The organism is Acidobacterium sp. FHG110202_01, from assembly GCF_059115305.1.
This window is the reverse complement of record NZ_JBZYWJ010000001.1, coordinates 179,178-202,737: the sequence shown is the minus strand read 5'-3', so window position 1 is coordinate 202,737 and position 23,560 is coordinate 179,178. Positions and strand designations below refer to the sequence as shown.

Annotated in this window: 20 protein-coding genes, 1 tRNA gene, 2 pseudogenes and 1 riboswitch; of the genes and pseudogenes, 12 read left to right on the top strand and 11 right to left on the bottom strand. The window is 53.8% G+C overall.

Annotation, left to right across the window (positions count from 1 at the left end; all coding sequences use genetic code 11):
* Nucleotides 1-3: 3 nt before the first annotated feature.
* The 4 genes and pseudogenes from AC5S16_RS00785 to AC5S16_RS00770 all read left to right on the top strand — a co-directional run bounded on the left by AC5S16_RS00785 (nucleotide 4) and on the right by AC5S16_RS00770 (nucleotide 4,104).
* Nucleotides 4-696, top strand: coding sequence for a zf-HC2 domain-containing protein (locus AC5S16_RS00785; RefSeq protein ID WP_493928093.1), 693 nt, complete (start codon nucleotides 4-6; stop codon nucleotides 694-696).
* 34 nt (nucleotides 697-730) lie between these two features.
* The gene (locus AC5S16_RS00780; RefSeq protein ID WP_493928092.1) at nucleotides 731-1,615 is read left to right on the top strand and encodes a hypothetical protein; all 885 of its coding nucleotides are present in this window, start codon (nucleotides 731-733) and stop codon (nucleotides 1,613-1,615) included.
* A gap of 299 nt (nucleotides 1,616-1,914) precedes the next feature.
* A pseudogene (locus AC5S16_RS00775) lies at nucleotides 1,915-2,244 on the top strand (tetratricopeptide repeat protein); the annotation flags it as partial.
* A 396-nt stretch (nucleotides 2,245-2,640) separates the two neighbouring features.
* Complete coding sequence (locus tag AC5S16_RS00770; protein WP_493928634.1) at nucleotides 2,641-4,104, top strand: CHAT domain-containing protein; 1,464 nt, start codon at nucleotides 2,641-2,643, stop codon at nucleotides 4,102-4,104.
* A 752-nt stretch (nucleotides 4,105-4,856) separates the two neighbouring features.
* Here the strand turns inward: AC5S16_RS00770 and AC5S16_RS00765 are convergent.
* A complete protein-coding gene (locus AC5S16_RS00765; protein ID WP_493928091.1) occupies nucleotides 4,857-5,582 on the bottom strand; it encodes an SDR family NAD(P)-dependent oxidoreductase in 726 nt (241 codons plus the stop codon).
* 89 nt (nucleotides 5,583-5,671) lie between these two features.
* Between AC5S16_RS00765 and AC5S16_RS00760 the strand changes: the two genes are divergently transcribed.
* The gene (locus AC5S16_RS00760) at nucleotides 5,672-6,373 is read left to right on the top strand and encodes a DUF4232 domain-containing protein (protein WP_493928090.1); all 702 of its coding nucleotides are present in this window, start codon (nucleotides 5,672-5,674) and stop codon (nucleotides 6,371-6,373) included.
* Nucleotides 6,374-6,402: 29 nt separating this feature from the next.
* Here AC5S16_RS00760 and AC5S16_RS00755 read toward each other — a convergent pair whose 3' ends face one another.
* From AC5S16_RS00755 to AC5S16_RS00730, 6 genes are all read right to left on the bottom strand, one after another.
* On the bottom strand, nucleotides 6,403-6,879 hold the full coding sequence (locus AC5S16_RS00755; protein ID WP_493928089.1) for a carboxypeptidase-like regulatory domain-containing protein: 477 nt from the start codon (nucleotides 6,877-6,879) through the stop codon (nucleotides 6,403-6,405).
* Between the two features lie 101 nt (nucleotides 6,880-6,980).
* On the bottom strand, nucleotides 6,981-9,383 hold the full coding sequence (locus tag AC5S16_RS00750; protein ID WP_493928088.1) for a TonB-dependent receptor: 2,403 nt from the start codon (nucleotides 9,381-9,383) through the stop codon (nucleotides 6,981-6,983).
* 87 nt (nucleotides 9,384-9,470) lie between these two features.
* Nucleotides 9,471-9,666, bottom strand: a riboswitch (cobalamin riboswitch).
* A 199-nt stretch (nucleotides 9,667-9,865) separates the two neighbouring features.
* Complete coding sequence (locus tag AC5S16_RS00745; protein ID WP_493928087.1) at nucleotides 9,866-10,495, bottom strand: hypothetical protein; 630 nt, start codon at nucleotides 10,493-10,495, stop codon at nucleotides 9,866-9,868.
* Nucleotides 10,496-10,857: 362 nt separating this feature from the next.
* Nucleotides 10,858-11,076, bottom strand: a complete 219-nt coding sequence (locus AC5S16_RS00740; protein ID WP_493928086.1) for a hypothetical protein — start codon at nucleotides 11,074-11,076, stop codon at nucleotides 10,858-10,860.
* Entirely contained in the window at nucleotides 11,073-11,378 is a 306-nt protein-coding gene (locus AC5S16_RS00735) for a hypothetical protein (RefSeq protein WP_493928085.1), read from the bottom strand. The genes AC5S16_RS00740 and AC5S16_RS00735 overlap by 4 nt, the downstream gene beginning before the upstream one ends.
* Nucleotides 11,379-11,641: 263 nt before the next feature.
* Nucleotides 11,642-11,932, bottom strand: coding sequence for a hypothetical protein (locus tag AC5S16_RS00730; protein WP_493928084.1), 291 nt, complete (start codon nucleotides 11,930-11,932; stop codon nucleotides 11,642-11,644).
* A 1,968-nt stretch (nucleotides 11,933-13,900) separates the two neighbouring features.
* Here AC5S16_RS00730 and AC5S16_RS00725 point away from each other — a divergent pair.
* From AC5S16_RS00725 to AC5S16_RS00715, 3 genes and pseudogenes are all read left to right on the top strand, one after another.
* Nucleotides 13,901-14,584 (top strand): recombinase family protein, encoded by a 684-nt coding sequence (locus AC5S16_RS00725; RefSeq protein ID WP_493928083.1) that lies wholly within the window; start codon nucleotides 13,901-13,903, stop codon nucleotides 14,582-14,584.
* A complete protein-coding gene (locus tag AC5S16_RS00720) occupies nucleotides 14,581-14,799 on the top strand; it encodes a hypothetical protein (RefSeq protein ID WP_493928082.1) in 219 nt (72 codons plus the stop codon). Before AC5S16_RS00725 ends, AC5S16_RS00720 begins: the two co-directional genes overlap by 4 nt.
* Nucleotides 14,768-15,559 (top strand): annotated as a pseudogene (locus tag AC5S16_RS00715) (recombinase family protein); the annotation flags it as partial. The gene AC5S16_RS00720 and the pseudogene AC5S16_RS00715, both read left to right, overlap by 32 nt.
* 691 nt (nucleotides 15,560-16,250) lie before the next feature.
* On the opposite strand, the gene AC5S16_RS00710 reads toward AC5S16_RS00715, so the two are convergent.
* Both AC5S16_RS00710 and AC5S16_RS00705 read right to left on the bottom strand, forming a co-directional pair.
* Nucleotides 16,251-16,327: transfer RNA gene (locus AC5S16_RS00710), tRNA-Arg, on the bottom strand.
* Between the two features lie 188 nt (nucleotides 16,328-16,515).
* Nucleotides 16,516-16,890 (bottom strand): response regulator, encoded by a 375-nt coding sequence (locus AC5S16_RS00705; RefSeq protein ID WP_493928081.1) that lies wholly within the window; start codon nucleotides 16,888-16,890, stop codon nucleotides 16,516-16,518.
* A 308-nt stretch (nucleotides 16,891-17,198) separates the two neighbouring features.
* Here AC5S16_RS00705 and AC5S16_RS00700 point away from each other — a divergent pair, with 308 nt between their 5' ends.
* From AC5S16_RS00700 to AC5S16_RS00685, 4 genes are all read left to right on the top strand, one after another.
* Nucleotides 17,199-18,545 carry an ABC transporter ATP-binding protein gene (locus AC5S16_RS00700; protein ID WP_493928080.1) on the top strand — a complete coding sequence of 449 codons (1,347 nt, stop codon included), beginning with the start codon at nucleotides 17,199-17,201 and terminating at the stop codon, nucleotides 18,543-18,545.
* Nucleotides 18,542-20,281, top strand: coding sequence for an ABC transporter permease (locus AC5S16_RS00695; protein ID WP_493928079.1), 1,740 nt, complete (start codon nucleotides 18,542-18,544; stop codon nucleotides 20,279-20,281). Before AC5S16_RS00700 ends, AC5S16_RS00695 begins: the two co-directional genes overlap by 4 nt.
* Before the next feature lie 130 nt (nucleotides 20,282-20,411).
* Nucleotides 20,412-21,209, top strand: coding sequence for a hypothetical protein (locus AC5S16_RS00690; protein WP_493928078.1), 798 nt, complete (start codon nucleotides 20,412-20,414; stop codon nucleotides 21,207-21,209).
* Nucleotides 21,210-21,299: 90 nt separating this feature from the next.
* The gene (locus AC5S16_RS00685; RefSeq protein WP_493928077.1) at nucleotides 21,300-22,349 is read left to right on the top strand and encodes a Gfo/Idh/MocA family oxidoreductase; all 1,050 of its coding nucleotides are present in this window, start codon (nucleotides 21,300-21,302) and stop codon (nucleotides 22,347-22,349) included.
* A gap of 81 nt (nucleotides 22,350-22,430) precedes the next feature.
* Here the strand turns inward: AC5S16_RS00685 and AC5S16_RS00680 are convergent, their stop codons facing one another.
* Nucleotides 22,431-22,637 carry a hypothetical protein gene (locus AC5S16_RS00680; RefSeq protein WP_493928076.1) on the bottom strand — a complete coding sequence of 69 codons (207 nt, stop codon included), beginning with the start codon at nucleotides 22,635-22,637 and terminating at the stop codon, nucleotides 22,431-22,433.
* Nucleotides 22,638-22,715: 78 nt separating this feature from the next.
* Nucleotides 22,716-23,405 carry a CAP domain-containing protein gene (locus AC5S16_RS00675; RefSeq protein WP_493928075.1) on the bottom strand — a complete coding sequence of 230 codons (690 nt, stop codon included), beginning with the start codon at nucleotides 23,403-23,405 and terminating at the stop codon, nucleotides 22,716-22,718.
* Nucleotides 23,406-23,560 lie beyond the last annotated feature (155 nt).

The window sequence follows — 23,560 nt, the reverse complement described above, 5'->3', positions numbered from 1 at the left end:
ATCATGGAACACACAGAAGCTGCCAATCAGTTGATGGTTGAGAAGTATCTGCTGGGAGAGTTGGGCCCTGAGGCGCGGGACTCTTTCGAAGAGCACTTCTTTAACTGCGAGAAATGCGCCACAGATCTGCGCGCCACCACGCTCTTTATCGCCCAGACGAAAAAGGAGCTTGCCCGCCCGGCCGTGGTGCGCGAGACAGCCGAAGAGCCCAAACGGAAGCTCTTCGATTTGGCATCCATCCTCCGCCCTGCATTTGCCGTGCCCGCCATGGCGGCCATGCTGCTGGTGATCGGGTTCCAGAATATTGTGACCATGCCGCACCTGGAACAACTGGCTGCCTCGGCTTCACGGCCGCAGCTTCTGCCGTCGGTGAACCTGGTGGATGGCGGCAGCCGTGGTGCGGAAATTCGCACGGTAGTGATGAACGCGCATCAGCCATTTTTGCTGTTTGTCGATGTACCTACAGACGCGCGCTTTTCTGGATATTTGTGCTCGCTTTACAGTCCTTCTGGCAAAATGGTGTGGCAGATTCAGGTGCCTCCGTCGCAGGCTTCGGATACAGTTTCGATTCAGGTGCCGGCAGACAGCGCTGAGGCTGGCGTGAATACGCTGCTGGTCCAGGGAATTTCAACTGGCGCGTCAACCAGCGCACCGGTCGATCTGGCGAAGTACCGCTTCCTTTTGCAGACTCGTTAACGAAAATTCAACTCCTCCCCAGAATGGAAAAGTAATGGCTGAAAATAATCCGCAGAAGATTTACTACTACCATGCTGATGCGAATCCGATCGGGGGTTTCATTACTCGCCCCTTCAGCGGTTTTATTCCTTCGCATGCTTCTTCTTCCCTGCCCGTGGTTGGCGGCTTTATCGAAAAGCAACGGAAGGGACGCAAATGGAAAGACACTGTAAGTTTTACGAATGAGGCTACACACGTTTCCGGCAGCAAGAAAGACGAGGCAAGCGAAGGACCGTGGACAACGCAGGTCAGCGCAACCATCGACGGCCTCAATATCCTCGATGTCATTACTGCAGACCGTGTCGTCGCGCAGCTTTCAGTTTCGCACCCGCATCATAGGCGCCATGCAAAGGTTTCCATCGTAGGCTCGCAATTCATCAATCTGCGCATCAGCGGAAATCTGATTGAACCAGTCATCAAGTATGATCTTTTTACCGATCACGACGGTACATTGGAAGCGGACCCGAAGAATCGTTATCCCACTAAGCCCTGGCCGCAGCAGGAAAAATTCCTGGAAAAGGTCAAGGCTCAAAAAGATGGCGCGAAAGCCACGTTTGCGAAGAAGTACAACGGAGCACCTATTCCTGACTGGGCCGAGAGTCACGTTCACTGGCCTGATTCAGATCAGGAGGGAAATGGCAGAGATTTCATCGTATGCTCTCTGATCGACCAACTGCCCGAACTGCCAAAAAATTTCCCCGCAATCGCGTGTGGAAATGTACTCCGCGTTCCGGACTTTGGAAAGATCTATTTCGCAGAACTGATTGTGACTCACCATCAATATCGTCTGTCGATGATCAGGGCGCAACTGGGTTCTCCGGTTGGAGGCGCAGTTTCCGCTGCAATGGCAAGTGCAAACGGGAAACCCAGTGGGCCGTAGTTCTTTTAATTACCCTATCTGCGCTTGCTGGCTGTAAACCAAAAGTCTTAACAGACCCTAAAGCTGTCTATAGCACGGCAGAACAACTGATTATTCATGGGAATCTGGAAAGTGCCCATAAGACAGCTCAGACAGCAAGCGCATTGCTTTCCCAGAAAGATCCTGAGTGGGCCTGGAAATTTCGACTCCTTGATACGAGGGCCTTACTACGACAAAGCAAAAACGATGCAGCTTTATTAGCGCTCTCTGAACCGCTACCTTCCTCGCTAGCAAATACAGACATTGCCTTAGAACAGAACGTGCTTAAAGCATGGGCATACTTATCATTAGGGCGCCGTAGCGAAGCTAATCAGGCATTGCTTGAAGCCCAATCTCTATCAAATAGTAGAAAGCCAGCTGCAGGTGACAATTCTTCTCCCTTGAAAAGCCATGCTCTCACCGTCTTAGGCATGCTATATCTTCAGCAAGCTGACCTTGTTCAAGCCGAGGAAGTTTTCCATCGAAACCTCAATATTGCTCGTACTCAGCATGATAATTATCAACAAGCAGCCACTTTATTAAACCTAAGTGTGGTCGCCCTTCGCCAGGAGCATTTTGATGAGGCACTGGATTTATCAGAAGCAGCGGTGCGTTCTGCCCAAAAGATCAATGCAAAGAGTCTCTTAGAAAAATCACAAGGAAATATAGCTTGGGCAAACTACAAACTCGGTAATTTCGAAGAAGCCCTGGCGCGTTTTCGTATTGCAGAACAGGGTGCGAAAACAATAGGAGAGACTGACGACCGAATTGAATGGTTAAACAACACAGGATTATCTCTCTATCGCCTCGGATATCCAAATGATGCAGAGGCTTGTTATAAAACCGCTCTTCAGATTGCAGAGTCTTATCAAGACGTAGAAGAAGAGATTACAATTCACGTTTCGCTAGCCGAGCTATTCCTGAAATCCAATAATCTTGAATTAGCGGCACAGCATACTAGTAAAGCGCTCGACATTGCTCACGCTTCAGGTAGAAGTTCAGATGAAATGGATGTGCTCTTTCTTAAGAGTCTTATAGCTGCACGCCAGAACAATATGGCGCAATCTATAGAAACTCTCGATGCCTTGGATCGGAATCGCGCCATTACCCCTTCTTTGCGTTGGCAGGTGGAAGGTGCCTTATCGGATGTTTATGCAGAATCCAATAAGTCCGATCTTGCGGATAAATGGTACCGCCAATCCATTACAACTTTTGAAACGCAACGAGCCACCATCAAGAAAGAAGAATCGAAGCTCCCTTTCTCGACAAATGCTGATGAGCTCTACGACGATTACATTCGCTTCCTGGTGAATCACAAACGGACGGATGAGGCGCTGCAGTGGTTTGATCTTGGGCGGGCGCGGACTCTGGAAGAAGGGCTCGGTGTCACTTCATCGGATTTCAAAGCTGCGCTGAAAAGGCCTCTCAATGCGCGCGCGATTGCCAACAGGCTGCATGGCACAATTCTGGTCTACAGCGTGGCTCCGCAGGAGTCATACCTGTGGGCCATCAACTCTTCAGGGACGCACTTCTTCAAGCTTCCGCCGCAGGCTGAAATCGATGCGCATGTGAAGAACTATCAGCGCGCCATTCTTGATTCAAAAGACACGCTTGCGTCTGCCTATGCCGATGGCATTGCGCTCTACAACATCCTGGTGGCGCCGGCGGAAAAGCTGATTGCGAAGAACTCGCCGGTCTACATCATTCCTGATGGAAGCCTGACGACGCTGAATTTCGAGACGCTGCTCGCTCCGGGCGGTGGTGTGCATTACTGGATTGACGACGCCACTATTACTGATGCCAGCTCGCTGAAGCTGCTGGCGGCGTTCCGTCCGGAAACACGCGCGAAGACGGCGAAGAAGCTGCTGCTGATCGGGAACCCTATCTCGCCGGATGAAAAGTTTCCTGACCTTTTGAATGCCGGAGCAGAAGTATCGAATATATCCAGGCACTTCCCTGCTGCGACAGAAGCCGTCTTTACGCAGAAGCAGGCGCTGCCCTCTTCGTACATCAGCACTACGCCGGGGCAGTTTTCCTACATCCACTTTGTGGCGCATGGGACGAGCAGCAGCGCGCAGCCGCTCGACTCAGCGATTGTGCTGACGCGCGAGCCTTCGAACCCGGATGCCTTCAAGCTCTATGCGCGCGATGTGATCCAGCAGCCGCTGCATGCGGACCTGGTGACGATTTCGGCGTGCTATGGCTCAGGGTCGCGCGTCTATGGCGGCGAGGGATTGGTGGGACTGTCGTGGGCCTTTCTGCGCGCGGGAGCGCATTATGTTGTGGGCTCGCTGTGGGAGGCTAGCGACGCAGCCTCGCCGCAGCTGATGGACCGCATGTACGACGAGCTGGCCCAGGGGCGCTCGCCTGATGTGGCGCTGCGCAATGCCAAGCTTTCTCTGCTGCACTCGCAAGGCGTGTTTCGTAAGCCTCTCTATTGGGCCACGTTTCAGCTTTATGGCGGTGCTTAAAAATCAACCGCGAAGTCGCTAAGAGCGCCAAGTCCGCAAAATATTTCTCACACCAAACTGCTCCAGCGTTGCAGATTTTCTGTAACGGTTTGATTACGGTCGTCACTACCAATACAGAAAAAGGAAAGACATCTTTCAACAGCACTGCAGTTTGCCGCTTCGTCGACAGCTAACTTATCTGCCTGGGTTCTCCCATCCCCCAATTGAAAACAGGAGCAAGGGGAGTGATATGGATTTTTATGATGCAGGCCGGAGTAGAAAGAATTCGTATTCCTACTTAAACAATGAACCCGCTTCGTGCCATTTCTTGCGCGCCGGCGTTGAAGATGAGCAGCTGCTGGTGGAGCGCATCCTGGAGTTTCTCGATGAGAATCATCCTCTCCGCTCAAAACCGCGTGCCTTTTCGGAGTGCGGGTGATAAACAGGGCTTTGGCCGTGAGTGCTGAATATGCCTTGTCAACGATTTCGAAAGTAACATTTTGCTGTAAGTTGCTGGTCTCAAACGAGACCTGTTACAACGAGCAATGAGCTTGTATTTCCGCTATTTCTGCTATCCTGAATGTAAGGACAAAATAGACAAAAAAATCGCCTATGACTGGCGGTTTTTTATTGCCTGGAACCAGGACTTTACGTCGAACCTTCCTGTTTTCAATACTTTGCCGCATTGAAAACAGAAGCCATGGTTTTTCAAAGACTTAACACCTCCCCCCAGGGGGGAGAAGACCCCACATCTTTCCGGGCAAATGGTCTGACTACAGCCCCAGGCCGCCATCGACGCTTAGAATCTGGCCGGTGATGAAGTGCGGACCGGTGGCAAAGAACATGACGGCGGCGGCAACGTCTTCCGGAGCGCCGTTGCGCTTCATCGGAGTCTTATGGGCGAAATGCTCGTAGTCGGCGGAGACCTCCCCGTTCACGATCATTCCCGGCGCAACACAGTTCACGCTGATCTCCGGCGCAAAAGCCTTGGACATGGTCTGCGTAAGCATGTGCAGAGCGGCCTTTGAGGTGCAATAGTGGCCGTGCGTGGGCCAGGGATGTAATCCGCCGAGCGAGCCGATGTTGATGATGCGTCCATGGGCTGCTTTGAGATGCGAGTAGGCGGCCTTCGCCATCAGGAACGGGCCGCGGGTGTTGGTCTCAAACATGGCGTCCCACTGGCTGACGGAAATTTCCTCAAGCTTCGCTGTCTCGAAGAGGCCTGCGTTGTTGACGAGCAGATCAAGCTGTCCGAAGAGCCGGACGACCGTAGCGATGGCATCTTCCACATCTTTCGGATTGCGTACATCGCAGCGGACGGCTGCAGCCTTGATCCCAAGCGCCTGTAATTCCTTTACGGTCTGCTGTGCCTGAATGTCAGAATCGCGATAGGTAATGGCTACGTCAGCGCCGGCTCGCGCCAGCGCGAGCGCAAGTGTGCGCCCGATGCGCTTGGCAGCGCCCGTGACCAGCGCGGCCTTTCCCTGTAAACTGTCCATATATCTTGATTTTACCTGCTAATAAGGATTTCTCTTTCGGAGGCGCGAGGAAGGCCGCCTTGCAACGCATTTGGGGCAGGGGTCATCTTATGACTGATACACTTCGAGGCAATTCTGTGCTTCCCCGGCTACGCCACATGATTCTTCTGGCATTGACATGCGGTATTTTTGTGGCAGGTTGCTCTCACTCACAGCACAACGCATCTCTGCCGGGAAGCGCGCCCAACATTCAAAAGGACGACACACGGCGCGCAAAGGCCGCTCCGAATCCCAACGCACCTTACATGGTTGCGACTAACAGCAAGCCTCCACAGCTGGTAAAGCGCGCGGACGAAGCCGGAGGAACGGAGCCTTGCCAGGACAAGAACCTGACCGTTACTGAGATTGCCGCAACTGTGAATGGCAACTACCGCGCGGTGAAGCTCGCTTTCTACAACCAGGGGCTTGCGCCGTGCCGCATCGGCGGCTTCCCGAATGTTTCTCTGCTGGATCAGCATGGGAACCCTGCAGCCAGCCTGATCGTTGACCACATCAGCGAAGCGGCATTGAGGGCAAAATTGGAGCCGGGTGCGGTCGAAAATACCTCCGCAGCTCCGGTACAGGCGCAGCTGGTGATTGCTCCGAGAGGCGAGGCATGGTTCCAGATGGGTTGGTCAACCGGCGACACATGCCCGGCGGTCTCGCGCATCAGCGTTTCTGCTCCGGGATCAAGCGAGGCTTTTACAGTGAATCATCCCCTGAATGTCTGCGAAGGTCGGATCGAGATTACGTCTCTTCGCGGGGATAGTTGATTGCGAGGGCCAAAGCCCTCGCCTACCTTTCAATGAGGCTGCGGCTGATTCTGATCTGAAGGCTTGGGAGCTTCGTCCTGGCCGCCGACCTGTGAGCCGTCGTGCTTCTCGTAAATCGAATACTGGTGGCCTGGAGGATTCAGCTTGACGGCGATCTCCTCGGTCGGACCTTCGAGATTGTAGTCAGCGCCGTAGGTCTGGTATCCCTTGGCGACGATCTGGAGGCGTACTGTGTCCCCAACGGGGATCACGTCAATTACAGCCTTTCCGTCCTCATCGGTCTTCAGTTCCATATTGCCGTCGTCCTTGCCATCCTTCATGGGATGAAAGATGACGCCGGCGTTCTCCACGGGCTTGCCGTTCGATGCCTTGGTGACGGTCACGGTGACCTTGCAGGTCGGCGGTGGCGGAGTGTATTTGCGGCCACGCTTTACCTGTTGCGCAGAAAGGCTCAGGGGCACACAGAGAGAGAAAACCAGGAGCTTGCGGGAGACTGCTAAAACCATGCCTTGATTGTAAGGAATCAGGGTCAGGGATGAGAAGAGGGCTGTTTCAAGGGCCCCATCCTTTTCGGCGAAAATCATGTCGAAAGGATGGGAGCCATTCGTTATTTCTTTTCCTTGCCTAAGGCGAAGCGCAGGCCGGTGCGGAAATTGAACGGCAGCGATGTGTATCCAATCGGGCCGGTATGCTGGTTGCTCAGCAGGTTGTCAAGCTGTGCGTAAACAGCAAGCCAATGCGTTGCCTGATAGACGACGCCGAGATCGAGTTTGGCGTAGCCGTAGTCGAGGTTGCGGTTAGGCAGCAATAGCGAGTTGCCAAAGAAGGCGTCGCTGAAACCGAGATAGGTGGAGTCATCGCTGCGGCTGGAGAATGCTCCGTTGCCGATGAGTGTCCAGTACTTGCCGGTGTAGGACGCTGAAATAAAGCCAGTATGTGGCGGACGGCGGAAGGGACGCGATCCACGCAGCGGCGAGTAAACGCCTATGGGGAAAGTTGGAAATGATGACTCGGTGTTGTAGGTAGGCTCAAGCGCGTCGGAGCTGAAGGAGTGCTGCACGACAGAATCAAGATAGGTATAGCCGCCACGCAGGAAGATGTTCTTGCCAATGCCGTATTGCACTTCGCTCTCGACACCCTGTGCGCGGAAGACCAGCGAATTCACTGTAGGCGACGCCAGCGCCACGTTGTAGGCGGCAACGATCTGCGCAACCTGATCGGGAGAAAGCTGCGGTAGAAGCTGGTAGAGCGCGCTCGCTGGAACGGACTCGATCTGATTCCCGAACTCATTGTGGAAGTAAGTTGCGCTCAGAAGTACGCGCTCGCTGAAGAGGCTCTGCTCTACTCCGCCGTCATAGCTGCGCGAATGCTCCGCTCCGATAGGCCCGATGCCATACTGTGCGGCGGACTGCGGACCTCCGTAGGTGTTGAGCACCTGGTAGAGCGAATCGAACTGATCGGTGAGGGTCGGCTCCTTGACGCCCTTTGAAAAATTGAAGTTGAGCTTGGTGCCGTGGAAGATGCCTCTTCCGGGACGCACGAGGTAATAGGAAAGCCCGATGCGCGGCGTACCTTCAGTTCCGTAAAGCTGGTTTTTCTGAATGCCTCCACCAAATGAGTAGAAGAGGCGATTGCGGAAATCACCGCCGATCTGGAGCATGTAGTCGTAGTTGGCACGCTCCAGGGTGTCATTCAAGAAACCGGGATAATAGTCTTTTCCACGCTCGTCTTCAAAGCGGAAGCCGGCAATGGCCATCAGGTGCGGCGTGAACTGATAATCGGCCTGCACGTAGAGGTTGTCGCGGTTGGATACAAGCTCTGATGTGATGGGATAGGTTCCGGCATAGTTCAGAATCGCCTGACCGCTGACGGAGTACCCGTTGGCTCCTTTGATAGTGACTGGCAGGCCGAGATAAATGCCGTCGGTTGCGTCATAGATTCCAGTAGGCGACCACTGCGTCGACTCCTCGCGCTTGCGTGCCATGCCATAGCGGACGAGGCCGTGCAGGCGGTCGGAGAAAGTGTGGTCGATGGTTCCGGTCATGAAAATGTTCTGGTCAGACTGCTTGGCGTCATTCGCGATCTGGTAGAACTGGTAGGCATTCGGTAGTCCGGTAGCGATGTCGGCGTTGCGCGCAGTAACGCGAATCGTCGTAGCTGCGGACCACGCCCATCCCAGGTTCGCCGTCTCGACAATGTTGTGGTACTCGCTCTGGGGAACAGAGTTCTGCGTCTGAAGATCGCTGAAGCCGCCATAGTAGTCGAGAGAGCGATGCGTTCCGCCGAGCTGCACTTCATTTCGATAGGTGCCGAAGTTTCCTGCGTCGCCTTCGTAGATCAAAGACGGGAACGATGTGGAACCGCGAGGCGTGCTGAAGCCGATGACTCCGGCAGCTGCGTCAGAGCCGTAGAGGACGCTGTTGGGACCGCGATAGACTTCGGCCTTCTCCACGCCTGTGGATGCAATGGTGGAGAGGTCGAATCGCCCGCCAATGTCTTCAATGGGCGCGCCATCGAAGAGCACTTTGTTCGAGTCTGAATTGCCACCGCGCACGAAAATGCTGGCAACACCGCCGCGTTGTCCGGTCTGGACAACACTTATTCCGGGAACCTGGCGCAGGATGTCGACCATATCTGCGCGGTTGAGGAAGTCGGTTTTGTTCAAGCCCGTAATAGATGCGCTTACCTGAGCCTGCGGCAGGGGTGTTCCGGTTTCTGTGGCGACGATCGACTGCCGCACCCACTCGGGTTCAAGCTGGATGTTCTGCTCTATGCCATCGAGAGAGCCACCGTAGAAGCTTTCTGTCGCGAGCTGGCGGAAGGATCTTCCACCGGCCAGAACGTAGAAGCGGCCAGTTGCTGAAGAAGAGAGCTGATAGCTTCCATCGTTCCGTGTGATGCCCGAAGCGATGACCTGCCCGTTCTGAACGAGAGCTACGCTGGCATTGGCGATGGGGGCGCCCAGAGAATCGGTAACACGTCCACGAACGACGACAGCACGTGCTGGCATCACTGCTAACAACAAGCAAACTGAAAGGAGAGCAAAGCGGCTTCGCCGCGGAATGTCTGGCATTTTTCCTCCGTTCCCCTCGGAACGCGGTACTGTGCGCATGAAGCCGGTCTCCTGACTCGCGCGCTCTTGCCCTGCCGCCTTCCCGGATGTTTTCCAGTGGCTTTGTGGTCAGGCATCCTTGCACGTCCTCAAAAACCAGACATGCAGAAACGCGCTTACAGTTGCGGGGCAGTGGCGGATTCACACCGTCTTCCCTAGCACCTCATGCGTTGGTTGAAAGTTTGATTATTCGTGAGCAGAGGGGTCATGTCAAAGAAGTGTCGTTGATAATGGTGAGCCAGCTTGTAAACCATTGGAACGATTTCATCACTATGTTATACGCTCTGGCTGATGCTGTATCCCCGTCTGCATAGTATGCAGTGTTTGTGCGGCTTAGGCCGCACAGCGTGAAAGAAGACGGCGGGGAAGCGTTGCCAAGGTTAGCTCTTCCTGAATGTACCTCTGGGTGCGCCGAATATGCCCAGACAGGTGGCGGTTTCCTTCAGTGTCCTGTATCGGAGCGGATTCTGCTTCATCAGGTCAGCAGCCAGACTGTGACTTGCATTCCGGCTGAACAGGTCCTCCAGCAAGCCAACATCGATGGTGCTGTAATCGACGCCGATACTTGCACAACGCTGGGGGACAGACATACGCGACCACTCAGCAGGACCGACACGGCGTTTTGCCGTTTCCGTGGTGGTCACTGGCCTTGCATCTCTGGGTGAGACGGGGTTGCGGGAGTCCTTCATAGCGTTCAGTTGTAGACGTGCAAGCTCAAGCTCCTTCTGCTGCTGATCGAATAGCTGCTTCCACACGTTGTTTGCATCGGCTGCTTCCCGCTCCAGTTGGCGGGTAGCCTCCTCCACTGCACGCTGTGCAAGCTCTGGACTCAAGTCACTGACTTGCAGATTGTGCTTCGCAGCGGTGGCGCTGAGAATCTGATTCGCACGCTGTTTGACTGCTGCTTCGGGAAGGTTGATTACTTCGTTGCTGCTGTTGAGGGCGATTTCCTGGGCGGGTGTCTGACCTTCTGCGTAGCCTGGGCGGAATACATTGCTGTTGAGTGACATGTGAATCTCCTTGGATTCGGTTAGAGGTTGTTTCTCCGTGGTGCATCCCTAATCCACCAGACACGCCAGCCAAGGAGTCTCTTGCGTTTGCTCGTTCACTGAGACGTTCTGGCTAATCGGGTGGATGAGGCGATGCAAAGCGCTCCCACACGCTCGGAGAAAGACATGCGGGAGCCTTTGTGAGTGCTGGGACTCAACCCGTCCTGCATGACGGGGAGTCGACCAGCGCCATCGTTGCTACAACGTCGAAGGATCAACTAACGACGCGGTAACAGCGAAGTCTTAGAGCGGCATCACGCACCTGTACTGGGGGACGCGATGCCGTCACTGCCGCTGCCTATGGCAGAGCAGCGGACAATGCTTTAGGCGGCTGCGATGTATGAGTCTGGACTCAGGGTCTCAGGGTTGCGGTAGTAGTCGAGCCGCATCAAGTCTCGGCCTGTAATCTCCCATTCCCGCCTGCTGTCCAGATGACGGGTTTTGATGCCCAGACAACGGGCAAGTGCTTTGACGTGCCGCTCAGTGGTGTGCAGCAGTGTAGCTGCCTGTCGTGAACCGTATGACTGGTGTAGGCGGATCATGCCAACCTCCCCAGCGCTCTGAGCAAGGGGTTTGTGTATCGGTCTTTCCTGCGCTTCTGCTTCCCCTTCTCAGGGTCGAAGTGTCTTGGTGGACGGGGAGCACCAATCGCCTTACGGTCCAGGCGTATCTGTCCCTCAGATACTCCCAACAGGCAGGCAAGCTGGATATTGGAGATGGCTGGAGCGTGCTCAAGGATGACCTTGAGGACGGCGCGGCGTTCACCGCATGTATAGCCTTCATCAGGCCGCTGTAGACAGATTCTGGCTGCTGTAGCGCGATCTGTGAGAGTGATTTCAGGCATGACTTTCCTCGGAATTTCAAAACTTTGTGTTCACCGTTGGTGGACGCGCCTTCGGCGTGGCTTCGGCGTGGCTTACAGCATGGTTTCAGCCGTAGTCGCAAGGGCTGACGCTGTGATTGATACCCGCATGGATAGGGTGTCTGTGCTGTATGGAGTGCTACGAGTAGCGATCTGTTTCTCGAACGGTGTCGCACCGTGCAAAAGGATTCGAGACAAGCTCTATTACTAACCCCTTTCAGGAGCTATTTCTGGCAGAAGGGGGGTTAATACCCATAAACGGGGATCATCCGCTCGGCGCTGTACTTGTCAAGCAATTGCTTCCATACGACCAGCGTGTCGCGCTTCTTCGGCTTCGACACCGGCTCTTCGTCGCCATTAAGTACGGGCGGGTTGAGGACGAACTCATCGATCTGGTTCTTCGCGCTAGTGCTCAAGGCGGAATCCCATTCGAGGTATCCGAAGGACAGCTTCAGGTAGTGAGCTACGCTGGCAATCTCCCATTTCGGCATCTGGTGCTCGTGTGCGATCTCGTGGATCGTGTACCAGTGTCTCATCAGGCGGCGTCCTCCATCAGGTGCGGGAATCGGCGATGTAGCAGGTGGTCATAACGTCGCGCGAACCAATCCCAACGTCGGTCACATTCGGACGTGTCCTTCGGCGGTATTGGTTCGATTGGTGCGTTAGGTCGTGACCACGGTGGACAGTCACAAAAGCGTTCTAAAGCGTCGGCATCTTTCTGGCTGACGTGAACTTCCCCATGCAGGAGGAAGGTTTTCCGCTTCATATACCGTAGGAGGTCTGCTACCTGGCTTTTCTGCATACCGTGCAATCGTGCTAGTTCCTTTAGGCTTGTTGCCTGTTCGTTCATCTTGTCCTCTCCGATTGTGTGATCCTGATTAGCCCGTATTTTGGACGCACCGAGGGCTTTAACTCTGGGCACTTAGCTTGTAAGAGCAGCTAGATAACCCCGTTTTGTTGGGGATATTCTTCCTGCTTTAAGCGTGTATCTTCAGCCTGTTTTACTTGCTGAGACCAGATGGTTTGACTCCATCTGTTTGACAGTGCTTGTCATAGCCGCTGGGCTAGTTAGTCCTTACTGAAGATGAATCCTTTAACTCGTTCCATGCAGGCGTACTACTCGAATCGCTCCCATTGAAGGGAGGTGTGCCCTATCGTCGCCGGAGGTAAAGCCCTCACAACCCTGTCCGACTTCCTGCATGAATTAGCGCTCTGGTGTGCCCAGTCCATCCCCTCAGGGATGACCGACAGAATGCACGAATGCACCCACCCAACGGTTAGTCCGTGGGACTTTGTATTGCTGATATGTTTTCGCTACGAGACTCGCTTGGCGTGCGGTATCCGACCAGATGAGACTGGTCTATCTCCAGAAGTTCACCAAAATGCAAAAACCCGTCCGACTTGGACGGGGTTGCCGAGAGGCGATAACGCTTCTCGGTTTTTCTTCTTACACTTTCAATTCTAATTGTCTGTCAATACCTAGATTGTCTAGGTGTAACAGCTATGTTGCTGTAATAATGATAGTTAGCTATTTTTTAGGCCTCAAAAATAATTTGCAAGTGTCTTTTTGTAACACTCCTTTAACACAAATCAAGATGTTTTCCACAGGATGCCCGTTGACTCGGCCCCTGCTTCGTGCTTATTTTTTCCACTGTTAATAGAAGTAACACAAACTTGCATTTTTGTCAAGTTTGTGGTAAGCGCTCTGGGTAAAGAGTAGAGAGTCCTCCATTACACCCAGAACTCTGGCTCAGGATGGGGCCAGCTATCACGCTACAGCGCCGTCACGGCGCTGCTGCAACGTGGCTGACCTCTCAGTACCTGCGCAGTGTCAAGGATTCGTTACACACGGTTTTGATCTGCACACTATGCAGAGGAGTTCTCAACACATCTCGCAAAAAAAATAGACTCTGTCTCATGGAATCCTTGACAGATTCCAAAAATCCTCACAAAACTTCCACGCAACCACCGCGTACCCACCGTGTCCGACGCGCCCAACCATGAAGCTATGGACACCAAAAGGCTTTGTCACTATGGAGGCTATCCAGGATATGATTGACAAGCAACTTAGTTGTTTGCAATAATTCTAAAGCTAATTTTTTTATTGACAGTGGTCGGCTAATTTTGTACTGTGCATCTTGTTCGCTACTGCGACTAAGGAAAGTGCATGTCAAGTAAGCCGATAACCACCAGGGACAAACGGCGTTGGAGTGAATTGGTATTAGAGAAAGATATTCTGTTGTATGACATCCATGAATGCCGTGACCAGCTATCGAGGGGACAGATGTATCAGCGCCTAGGAAGAGTTGAGGTACAACTGGCCGGACTGAACCAACGTCTTGCTGATGCTGGAATCTAAAGATTAACCAACAACGCCAATTGGTAACGGCGCATTCACTTTGTTGAGTGCGCCGATTTTTTTTTGCTTGACATGCTGAGAAACACTCTGTTACGTTTCAAACAATGAACGTAGTTAAAAACGTAACAGAGGGCTGGAGTGGGTAATGAACGGGCGATTCGTGAGCTACATCAGGGTATCGACGCAGAGGCAAGGTAAAAGCGGCTTAGGTTTGGAAGCACAGCGCGAAGCCATCAAGAGCTATTTGAATGGTGGTAAGCATGAAGTGGTTGCAGAGCTAGTAGAGATTGAGTCAGGCAAGCGGTCGGACAGACCAAAATTGAAAGAAGCGCTTCGCATCTGTAGACAGCGCAAGGCAACACTGTTAGTAGCCAAGCTGGACCGGCTCGCACGTAACGTAGCGTTCACTGCCACACTGATGCAGGCTGGCGTGAAGTTTCGCGCTGTAGACATGCCAGAAGTAAATGAAATGGTGGTGCATATCCTAGCCAGTGTTGCAGAGGGCGAAGCAAAGGCCATCAGTGCGCGTACAAAGGCTGCTCTTGCGGCTGCAAAGGCGCGTGGTACTAAACTTGGCGGTCTGCGATGGGATATCACTGGAGTAGCTGCCAAAGGGCGTGAGGCAGCGCTACAGGTTCGGCAGGAAAAGGCCAGCAAATATGCTGCCGATGTGCTGCCTGATATACAGACGGCGCGAGACAATGGAGCGGCCAGTCTCAGAGAGATTGCAGCCTACCTGAATGAGCAGGGAGTAAAAACGCCGCGTGGTGGTGAGTGGAGTGCGGTACAGGTACAGCGCATCTTGGCGCTGATGGAGAGCCAGCAATGAGCGAACAGGAACACATGAGCATAGAGGAAATGCGCCGGATTCTAGGGCGTGAAGCGGAGGGCAAGTCCGATGAGCAATTGTTGCGGATGCGTGAGCAGCTAGAGGCAGTCTGCAATGACATGCTCGATCATCTGGATAGGCAGTGGAGAGAGAATCCTGAGAGTGTGAGATGGGCTGCATACCATGCAGAGGAGGGACCAGCGCATGAGCAATAAAGCTGTCCTGTACGTGCGTGTCAGTAGCTCCAAGCAGGAAGACAATACTTCGCTGGCTGCTCAAGAGCGCGTCTGTAAGGAATGGTGTCAACGCAACGGTGTCACAGTGGCGCATACGTTTCGTGAGAGCGGTGAGAGCGCCAAGACAACGCAGCGTCCGCAATTCCTTGCGATGTTCGCTTACCTGGATCAACACAGAGATGTGACTCACGTTGTCTGCGACAAATACGACCGATTTGGACGGTCGCAAGATGCAGTTATCTATCGTCTGCGCTTGCAGGAAATGCAGGTGCGATTAGTCGCAGCATCGCAGCCAGTGGATGACTCGGCAGCGGGACGTTTCCTTGAGCGCGTGCTGATGAGTGTAAGCGAGTTGGATAACGACATGCGCTCAGAGCGGAGTCTGTCCGGCATGAAAGCGCGTGTAGCTGAGGGCAGATGGTGCTGGCTTCCTCCGCATGGATACAAGACAGGCAGCAAGAGTGGTTCCAGTTTGGTTATTGATTCCGATGTTGGTCCATTGGTGAGGAAGCTGTTTGAGCTAATCGCCGCTGGGTACAGGCAGCATGATGCGCTGGCTCAAGTTCACACGCTCGGACTGCGTTCTCAGAGAGGCAACCTGCTCACTATGCAGACTGCGAAGCAGATGCTCACGAATCCCGTATATGCGGGACAGCTTGAATTGCCTAATTGGGGAGTGAGTCAGAAAGGCGATTGGGAACCTATTGTCAGTGAGCGGTTGTTTCGCAAGGCTCAGGAAGCGTTGCTAGGACGTGCTCTGCCTCAAGTGACGCATTCAAGGCTGAATGAAGACTTCCCGCTACGTGGTACTGTGCTCTGCCCTGCATGTCTGAAGCCAGTTACAGCAAGCAAGAGCAAGGGCGAGTATGGCGGTCGCTATGGCTTCATGCGTTGCCATCGCACAAAGGGACACTTGAGCGTGCGTTATGAGCCGGTGGAGAAAGCATTCTGCGAACTGCTGGAGCAGATGACACCTAACAGTGAGCGTATGGAGTTGGTTGAGGGCGTGCTCAGAATGGCGTGGCGTTCTCGTATATCTGGTTCTGGACGCACTGTTGAAGTGCTGAGGAAGAGACTGGTCAAGCTGGGTAAGCAAAAGCAGATGGTGCTAGAGAAAGCTGGCATCCTCTCAACTGAAGACTTCACACGCATCTATGAGCCAGTGAAAAGCGAGATTGCAGCAGCAGAGGCAGCACTGGTCCAAGCTGAGGCAGCGGACTATGACTTAGAGACTGCAATCGGATATCTGAAACACTTGTTTTGGAACGTTCACATACTATGGGAAACAAACGACGTTGCAGGTAAACAACGCATACAGAAAGCACTATTCCCAAAGGGATTACCCTACCATCCTAAGACAGGTTTTGGAACGCCCTCAACTTATTCAATTTTCAGCGGTTATGAGGAGTCAGAGGGAGGAGAATCTGAAATGGTGACCCCGGGAAGATTCGAACTTCCGACACGCAGTTTAGGAAACTGCTGCTCTATCCACCTGAGCTACGGGGCCCCTGATTACTGAGGTTATTCTAACCTGCTAGTTCCTGTCAGAGTGGATTATCTACCCTTCAATGCCTCGTGCCATAGCTATGCTCAGGGGTGGGAGATTTTTTATGGCTCCTTTATGACTTTCCTGGCGAAGTCGCGGAGATTTCCTATGACGAAATACTTATTTCCCTTTTCACTTTTAGTTTCTATCTAGCTCCGCAGCTTGGCGAGCAGGTCCTGAGGATGGACTGGTTTGGCGAGGATCTCAAACTCATGGCCCTGGCTACGCGCACGGTCAAGCAGATCGGCGGTGGCGGCCTGTCCGGAGAAAAGCAGGATTTTGCATGAGGGCAGCATGCTGCGGATCATGATGGCCGCATCGATGCCGTTCAGGTCCGTCATGATGACGTCGCTGATCAGCATGTCCGGCTTGAGCGTTCGAGCAGCTTCTACGGCCTTCTCGCCGCTGTAGACAGCGGTCGCTTCAAATCCGCTCTGGTTGAGAATAATCGCGAGGGTATCGGCGATGACGCGCTCGTCATCTGCTACCAGAATTTTTGGTTTCGTCTGGCTGTTCTCTTGCATCGTCTCCGACTCTTTCTAGATTCAGTGATTGGACTGATCAGTCACGTAGTGCGTCAGCTAAAAAGATGCTGCAAAATGTTGTGGACAGATAGTAGCTCAACTTGAGAAAAACTCCTAATAGGATGATACGCTGAACATGGAGATGCTTCATCTCCATGAAATCCTACCCACATAGATTTTAATGACGCGAGAGCGGGCGCGTTTGCTCCGACGGGCCGTTGAGAGGACTGAGCCTGACTCCTCCAATGAGCATAAAACTGGCGCATTCCCGTTCAGAGGTTTTACCAATGTAGACGGAGCCTTAGGCGATGACGGAAGCGATTATTCGAGCGCAGCAGGTAGAAAAATTTTACGCTCAGCCGAGCGAGAACCGCATTCAGGTCATTGCCCCTACCGATCTTTCGATAGTACCGGGAGAGATCGTGGCTCTGCTGGGGCCATCAGGCTCAGGAAAATCGACTCTGCTGCGCATGCTTTCCGGATTGTCAAAGCCTTCGGGCGGACAGGTCTTCTGGCACGAGAAGCCGATTAGTTCAGTTGAAATTAATGTTTCGATTGTCTTTCAGAGCTTCGCGCTTTTTCCATGGCTCACCGTCCTTGAAAATGTAGAAGCACCGCTCAAGGCACGCGGTGTTGATCCGGACGAGCGCAGAGAGCGCAGCCTGAAGATTCTGGATACGGTCGGACTCGACGGTTTCCAGACTGCTTATCCAAAGGAATTATCGGGAGGCATGCGGCAGCGTGTCGGCTTTGCGCGCGCGCTGGTGGTGGAGCCGGAAGTGCTCTTTATGGATGAGCCGTTCTCCGCGCTCGACGTGCTGACAGCTGAGAACCTGCGCAGCGAGCTTCTGGAGTTGTGGCAGAAGAAGACCATTCCTACAGAGGCGATTTTTATCGTCACACACAATATTGAAGAGGCCGTGCTGCTGGCCGATCGCATTATTGTGCTGGGGCGCAACCCTGGCCACGTGCGCACGGATTTCAAGGTCGGGATTTCCCAACCGCGCGACAAGAAGAATCCTGCGTTTACGCGGCTGGTGGACTATATCTATACCGTTCTCACGCGGCCCGATGTGACGCCGGATGTGCCGCGCCTGCATGTGGACGGGCGCCGTGTACGCGATCAGCGCGAGATGCGCTACGAGATGTTGCCGCATGCACGTCCGGGCGGCATTGCCGGATTGCTCGAATTCATCATCGACTTTGCCGGGCGCACGGATGTCTATCGCCTGGCGGATGAACTTGCCTTCGAGATTGATGATCTGCTGCCGATCGTGGAAGCGGCGCAACTGCTCGGCTTCCTGAAGCTCGAAGAAGGCGATGTGTCGATCACCGCTGAAGGACGTGAATTTGCCGAGTCCGAAATTCTGAAACAGAAGGAGCTCTTCCGCGCTGCTGCGCTGGAACACGTTCTGCTACTGCGGCAGATCACACGCGCACTCAATAACAAGACAGACCACACTGTTCCGGAAGAATTTTTCCTCGATATGCTCGACGAACAATTCAGCGAAGAGGAAACGCAGAAGCAACTCGATACTGCGATCAACTGGGGCCGCTATGCCGAGCTGTTCGACTTTGATGCAACGCGCAGACGCTTTGTTCTTCCGGAGACCGAAGAAACAGTAGCCACCGTGGATGGAAGCGAGGGTGAATGAAAGCACGCTACACACTTTCGCGTTCGCTGGTGATTGAGCGATCCTGGCCATTCTTTCTTGATCTGACTGTGGCCCTGGGCCTCCTCGCGGGCTTTTATGCAGTACTACAGATTGCACGCTACTGGCTCAGCGGCGCTGTGCCTGAAGTGGAGATTTCGCAATCCCCCACGATGCTGCCGCTCTATGCGTTTTACTCGATTGTGCGCATTGGTGTGGCATATCTGCTGAGCCTGCTCTTCGCCGTAGGATACGGATATATTGCTGCATACAACAAGCGCGTAGAAGCGCTGATGATCGCAACACTCGACATTCTGCAATCGATCCCGGTATTAAGCTTTCTTCCCGGCGTAATGCTGGCGATGATGTCGCTGATTCCTAGCCGTCAGCTGGGAATTGAGTTTGGCGCGATCCTGCTGATCTTTACCGGGCAGGTCTGGAACATGGCCTTCAGCTTTTACTCATCGTTGAAGAGCATTCCGCGCGAACTGCAGGAGGCTTGCACCATAAATCGCTTCTCGCACTGGCAACGTTTGTGGCAACTTGAGCTTCCTTATGCGGCGATTGGACTCGTCTGGAATTCGATGGTGTCGGTTGCCGGCGGATGGTTCTTTCTGATGGTCTGCGAGATGTTCCCTGTGGGCACGCGCAACTTCCGGTTGCCTGGTCTTGGCTCGTATTTGCAGACCGCGGCATCAACCGGCAACTCACGGGCCATGATCTACGGACTGGTGACGATGGTGGCCATCATTGTGCTGACCGACCAATTGATCTGGCGTCCTGTCATCGACTGGTCTGACAAATTCAAGTTCGAGAATGTTGAGACAGCTGAGCGTGTCAAGTCACCGGTCCTTACAGCGTTGCGTCAATCCAACATGTTGAGCGCCATCCATCAGCGCACTCTGGTGCCACTGAGTGAACAGATTTACCACGCAATTGCACAGCATAGAGCACGCAAGATGGCAGCGCACAAACTGGAGCCTCGCGGAAAAAGCACTGTCGCAGTTACACTTCTCCTGCTAATCGTGGTTGCCGGGCTGGTCTGTTTTGCAGCTTTCAAGGCAATTCTGTTATTGAAACATGTGCCGCGCTCCGACTTTGGAATGCTGCTCGAAGGCGCGGTCACAACGTTCTTCCGGGTGAACATTTCCCTACTGCTGGCTGCTGCGTGGACGATTCCTGCCGGCGTTGCCATCGGCTTCAATCCCCGGCTGGCACGAATTGCACAGCCGTTGGCGCAGATTGCTGCATCGTTTCCGGCCACCGCGCTCTTCCCTGTCATCCTGATTGGTTTGATGAAACTGGGCGCAGGACTCGGCATTGGCTCTATCGCGCTGATGATGCTGGGCACGCAATGGTACATCCTGTTCAACGTCATTGCCGGAGCGATGGCGATTCCGTCAGAGATGCGCGAGGTAGCGCAACTCTTTCACTTCACGAATGTGCAGCGCTGGACGACTGTGATCCTGCCGGGAATCTTTCCCTTTCTCATTACTGGACTGGTAACGGCTTCGGGTGGCGCGTGGAATGCGTCGATCATCGCCGAATACTTTCATCTGAAGGACAAGACGCTGCACACACTAGGGCTCGGCGCGCAGATCAGCGCAGCCAGCGATGCGGGAAATTTTCCTGTGCTGCTGCTGGCTACGATTATCATGGCGCTCATGGTGGTGACCATCAATCGGCTGGTATGGAGGCCGTTGTACAGGTTGGCTGAGACGAAATACCGCCTAGACTAGGTGCTGACCGCACAGGCGGATGCGCCTTCGGCGCCATCTTTTGCTGCAGGCGCTGTTCTACTCCCCCACCCGCTTCCTCCGGTAGCTGCAATTGCGGCTGCTTGGGGAGGAATTAGGAAGGGGACTTAACATGACGGCAACAATGCAGCTTGTCCGCCTGATCTGCTGGAATGAGAAGCTTGCGGAACAGCGGGCGCGGGAGATTGCGGCGGCTGGATATAAAGTAGATGCTTCGTCTCTGCGTGGCTCAAGCGCGTTTATCTCGCATTTCCGCGATCTCAATCCTATCGCTGTGGTGCTTGATCTTGACCGCTTGCCCTCTCATGGACGGGAAATAGCAATTGTTCTGCGTGGCAGCAAGTCTACGCGGCATATTCCCATTGTGTTTGCCGGCGGTTTGGAAGAAAAAGTTGCGAAGCTGCGTGACGAGCTTCCTGATGCAGTCTTCACCTCATGGCAGAAGATTGCTCCGGCGCTGAAACGCGCCATTGCGTTGCCGCCGATTACGCCGGTACAGCTAATTCCACATATGCAGCGTTGGAGCGGCTCGAGCCTCACAAAGAAACTAGGCATTGTGGCCAATATGAAGATCGCACTCGTCGGTGATACGGAAGACGGAATAGATGAGATCATCGGCGAGCTGCCGGAAGGTGCTTCCATCAGTTCGCGGATTGCCGCTGATACGAAGCTTGTCCTCTATATTGTGCATTCTCTGCGTGAACTGGATGCTGCTCTCGATCAGCTGCGAGCACGTCTGCCTGAAGGAGTTTCGTTCTGGATCATTCATCCTAAGGCTGCGGCCAAACAGCACATCGACTTCAACCAGAACGATGTGCGCGAGTTGGCGCTGGCTCGCGGATTTGTGGATTACAAGGTTTGTGCGGTGGATGCGCGCTGGTCGGGATTGAAGTTTGCGCGCAGGAAGTAACTCCAATTGAAACTCCGCACTCGCCGAACAGCTCTTTCCTGATGCACACTGTTGATGGTTGCAAATTTCCTTTTTGAGGGTTTAGAGACGGTGACCGATACGATTCGTGCGGGTGTGATTGGCTATGGACTTGCGGGACGCATTTTCCATACAGCGGTGATTGAAGCAACTCCGGGACTGGAACTGGCCGCGGTTGTACAGCGCACGGGTGATGAGGCTGCGAAGACTTATCCGAAGATCAAGCTTTATCGCTCGATTGAAGAACTTCTGGATGATTCGAGCATCCGGCTCATTGTTGTGGCCACACCCAGCTATTCGCATTTTGAGGTTGCGGAACAGTGCCTGCGCGCGGATCGCGATGTGGTGATCGACAAGCCTTTCACGCTGACTTCAGAAGAAGCGGCAAAGCTGATTTCCCTCTCACAGGAAAAGAAACGACTGGTTTCGGTTTATCAGAATCGCCGTTGGGACGGTGATTTCAGGACAGTCCAAAAAATCATCGCGAGCGAGAAGCTGGGGCGGCTCGCGACCTTTGAATCCCATTTCGACCGCTTTCGTCCTGCGCCCCGGCTGCAGGTATGGCGCGAGAACGGAGGACCGGGCGGCGGAACGCTTTTCGATCTCGGCTCACACCTGATTGACCAGGTGCTCACATTGTTTGGCAAGCCGGAACATATCTCCGCCAGTGTACGCACAGAACGCGAGGGGGCTCGGGCCGACGATGCCTTCGACATTAATCTCTTTTATCCCGGATTTACAGCGTATCTGCGTGCTACCAACCTGGCCTGTCGTCCGGGACCACGTTTCACTCTGAACGGGACCAAGGGGACATTTGTGAAGTTCGGGCTCGATCCGCAAGAAGAGGCGCTGAAGAACGGCGCAACCTTTGAAACTCCGGGCTTCGGGCATGATCCGGAGGAGCTATGGGGTACTTTGTATCTGGCGAATGCGGTACCGGAGAAAATTGAAACCGAGGTCGGCGATTATCGCGGCTACTATGCAAGCGTGCGCGACGCCTTGCTTGGTAAGGCTCCTTTAGCAGTCACGGCAGAACATGGATGGCGCACGGCGCGCACGATTGAACTGGCGCGCGAGAGCAGCGAGAAGGGCCGCGTGCTGCCGGTGGAGTTTAAATATTGAGACACCAGGAGGACAGCGCGAACACACGCCTACTCCCGGGTAGTAAGTGCTGCCGAAGATCGAGCAGATAACTACCTGTAATCAGCTACCGTGATAGTTATGCAGGAGATGCGCCGCAGAAAAAGCTACGAGCCATAATCCAGCAACGAGAGAACCAATGGTGACGACCCACTTGCGTGCACGATGCTCATCAGGATGCAGCGAGCGCTTTTCGCGGGTAAAGAAATGGTGGCCGAAGATACCAATTCCAAGAAGAATAATGCCGATAACAAGGGTAGTAATTGCCATGGCGCAACACTCTACTCTTTTAGGATGACAATTGGGAAGGAAAAAGATATCTGAAGATATCTAATTCGCTAACTCCTTTTAATACAGCAGGACGGCAATTCTATAAGTGGTAAACCCCTGGTTCCCTGCGCTGTCGTTCGTGCAGGCCCCTACAGATGCCGCCTTATATTTACCGGACTGCAGGCGCTGCTCCAGGGGATCCGGCAGGTGGTCGAGGTTCGGGCCTTCCCAGCGCATGAGAAAGCCAGGGCTGGTACCACTTGCGTCTCCTTCTTCGCCGGTACAGTCTTTACGGGCGGCGTCAGGAGGGCGGAAGTCGCTGATATTGCGCTGCTGAAGCAGGCCCTTGACCTGCTGTTCAATCTGCTCCGGGCCGAGAGAGGCTACGGAGTTATCAAAAACCACAGTTGAGTACCAGTAGCCGGATTGCTGCACCAGTCCAATACCGACGTGATTGAGGCCCGGGTTGAGAATATTGGCGCGATGCTGATCCGACTTCATCCATTCCTTTTGAAGACCATCCACGCTGCCGGCCATTGCGATGTTTTCCGCGATCGATCGAAAATGCGCTCCTGCCTTGCCGGTACGTGCGGCCAGATCAGCCTCGCCGGAAAGCTGATGGCTGAGTGAACGCTGATCGATCATCTTCTGAGTATGAGTCTGGGCTGAGGCGGCGAGGGCGGCGTCCCATGCCAGAGGCGGGACTCCCTGCTCAGAACGGGCCTGGTTGATGAGGTCGAGGATGTGCTGCTGCTGAACGGATGGCACTTGCTGCGCGTGAGCCAAAAAGCTGGAGAGAAGTACGACAAGAATGGGTAGCTTAGAACGCATAGCTATGAATATTTAGATGCAAGGACGGTGAAGCTATAGGAAGAGACGAGATCGATTGATGTTCATATAGGTTCCAGTCAGGATGGGCCAAA